The sequence below is a fragment of the Xenorhabdus beddingii genome, from assembly GCF_002127545.1.
In the GTDB taxonomy this organism is placed as follows: Bacteria; Pseudomonadota; Gammaproteobacteria; order Enterobacterales; family Enterobacteriaceae; genus Xenorhabdus; species Xenorhabdus beddingii.
The window spans coordinates 1-2,531 of the sequence record NZ_MUBK01000080.1; the positions used below are offsets into that span (position 1 = coordinate 1).

At 45.2% G+C, this 2,531-nt stretch carries 3 protein-coding genes, 1 other RNA gene and 1 pseudogene; 2 read left to right on the top strand and 3 right to left on the bottom strand.

What is annotated here, in order from left to right; translation table 11 throughout:
* Both ssrA and Xbed_RS19845 read left to right on the top strand, forming a co-directional pair.
* Positions 1–41: a transfer-messenger RNA gene (gene ssrA, locus Xbed_RS18350) on the top strand; the annotation flags it as partial.
* Positions 42–231: 190 nt separating this feature from the next.
* Positions 232–390 carry a hypothetical protein gene (locus tag Xbed_RS19845; protein ID WP_167371950.1) on the top strand — a complete coding sequence of 53 codons (159 nt, stop codon included), beginning with the start codon at positions 232–234 and terminating at the stop codon, positions 388–390.
* A gap of 527 nt (positions 391–917) precedes the next feature.
* On the opposite strand, the gene Xbed_RS18355 is transcribed toward Xbed_RS19845, so the two are convergent.
* From Xbed_RS18355 to Xbed_RS18365, 3 genes and pseudogenes are all read right to left on the bottom strand, one after another.
* Complete coding sequence (locus Xbed_RS18355) at positions 918–1,331, bottom strand: type II toxin-antitoxin system HicB family antitoxin (RefSeq protein ID WP_086114266.1); 414 nt, start codon at positions 1,329–1,331, stop codon at positions 918–920.
* A 54-nt stretch (positions 1,332–1,385) separates the two neighbouring features.
* Positions 1,386–1,562, bottom strand: a complete 177-nt coding sequence (locus Xbed_RS18360; protein WP_086114265.1) for a type II toxin-antitoxin system HicA family toxin — start codon at positions 1,560–1,562, stop codon at positions 1,386–1,388.
* A 341-nt stretch (positions 1,563–1,903) separates the two neighbouring features.
* Positions 1,904–2,531, bottom strand: a pseudogene (locus Xbed_RS18365) (hypothetical protein); the annotation flags it as partial.

Below are 2,531 nucleotides of genomic sequence, written 5' to 3' on the forward strand. Positions count from 1 at the left end.
AGGAATTTCGGACGCGGGTTCAACTCCCGCCAGCTCCACCAAATAAAACAAGGGGTTACACGAAAGTGTAGCCCTTTTTTATTTGAAAATGGCGGCAAAATGGCGGCAAAGATTTTTAACTACGGGCCATACTGCCCCCCGAAATATCTTTCGCTTGCCTTACACCCTTTCCTCTAACATAATTAATTATTGCTTAATTAAAGTACATCAACACTATTAAGGATAATGGAAATGTTTACTACAAAACGGAATATCAAAATTGAAGTTTCCAAAGACAGTACCCTAATCAATTTGAAAGGACTGTTAGCAGAAGAGGCTATCAAAATTATCGAAACAGCTCAGAACATCAGAGTCGTACACGCAGACAAAGATAATTCAGCGAAACAATAAATTTCAGTTTCCCTTTTCCCTCAAAGCCGCACACACGCTGACTTTCTTAAGATGATATGGCTTTCTTTGTGATCCACTTACCTCACGTAAAATAGCATTTTCCCTTTAATATCATTGCATTGATATTTTCCCCGTGATCCGCTTTTGATCCAAAAACTGAAATGGCCTGAAAATCCTTTCACCCCTTTCATTTTGCGATTGCTCTTACACCGCCAGTACTGGCACGGTCTGGCGGGTCATTTTGTAGAATTTTAAAACTGAAATATTTTTTTGATCCAAAACGTGCAGGCGGGTGCGGTGTAGTCCGTTTTACGTCAGGTTTACGTTTATTTCGTGGGGATTGTGCAACATGGGCGCAACGCAGAGACGTTGATCCAAATTAGCCGCGAGAGGAGTGGGTTAACGAATGAATGTCCTAGCGTGCGTCTGGTTGCGTTTTATAAGAATATAAAAAAGGCCACTCCGCGAGGAGTCGCCTTTGGTTGGAGGCATTGAGTTCAAAAATGCAATCTATCACCTAAGCTGATTTAAGCCGCCGTGAGGATTAATTCATAGCCTAAATTTGATAAGGCCTTTTCTATCGTGTCAATTTTTGTCGCGTGATAAACATCCAGCAGTTGCTTGACATTCTGCTTTTGAATGCCAACACGACGCCCCAGTTCCGAACGGCTAACACCTGATCTTACCATGGCATTAAGCAAAAGAATTTTAGCCGCAACACTTGCCGGAATATCAATATAGTGCTCCGTTACCGTATCGCCCGGTAACGGAATTTCCTTACTCTCATCGTCAAAATACATAGAAAAGGCAGTGAGTAGCGCATCATAGCCCATCGCTTTTGCATCGGCTAGGTCATCACCACAGGTCAATGCCTCTGGTATATCAGGGAACGAGACAAACAGGTTCGTTCCGTCTTCTTCAATATTTACTGGATATCGCATAATCATAGTAGTGAGTCGAGTTAGCCCAAGAACCAGCCCCGAAGGGCTGGTTAGTTATTTGAGTTTTAACTGCTTAAGAATTGATAACCTTAATTTTTCGTTAATCTCTTTACTCGGATGTCTTGGCATTGCACTTCTTGCGTCTCCATGAAAGAGTATCAAGTGATTCTTTCCATTCTTGATTATTACCCCCTGAGACTCAAGCCACCGCCTGAACTCACTCTGCTTCACTAATCCCCCATTCTGTTTAACATGGTAAAATAGTAATATTTTTTTATTACCTCGTCAATGTGTTTGTAATATTTTTTTATTACCATAGAAAAACAAAAACCCCGCCGAAGCGAGGTTATTTGATAAACAGACAATCAATTGGTGAGGTTGATTGCACTGTCTTTAGGTTGATAAGGGGTGTCTGGGAGCCAACGGATGAAAGTTTATTGACACCGCCATCATCGTTCTCAACGTGTTAGTTTCACTTTGAGAGTGGATTCGTACCTTTCTGAAATAGAACGCCAATCTTACTTTTTACCACTTAAAATAGCAATCTCACTCATTTGTAATATAAATAAAATTCACCCAATCACCGGCGAATATTTCTGTTTCAGCCCATCGGATTTATAGGCCGTGTTTCTGATGGCGCTGGCGTTCTCCGGGGTGCCGGTGTTGTGATGGGTATGGGCGGCGGTCAGTTCAGCCAGTTCTTTCACCACATCCAGCGTGTCTAACATCAGGGTCATGACGTTGATTTGCTGGCTGCCTACCCAAATCACGGGCGCGACTATCTCTTGCTTGGCGCCGGCGATGCTCTGCTTAAGCAGGCCGATTTTTTCTACCAGCGTTTGCCCGACATCAATATTAGCTTCTGTCCCCACACTGGCGACGAAGTTTGATGAGGTCGCGATGCAGTAATCCCCATCGGCGATGTGCCGGACAGCGCCCGCCAGTAACGTAGACGTTCCCAAGACGGTGGCTTTATCCGTGGCCTGTACCGTGGTGTCCCGTGCAACCACGGTACGCGTTTCCGTGTCTGCCCTGACGACGCGATGCATGGAGGACTCGTTAATGGTCTGGTCAGTCTGGCGTATCCAACTGCCCTCCTGCGTGACGCGCTGCGAGACTTCCGCCCGTTGCTGCTGCAACTGCTCGCCGGGCTGGATATCGGGCAGGGTGTTGCCCTGACTCAGGGTCTGGCGGATAAAG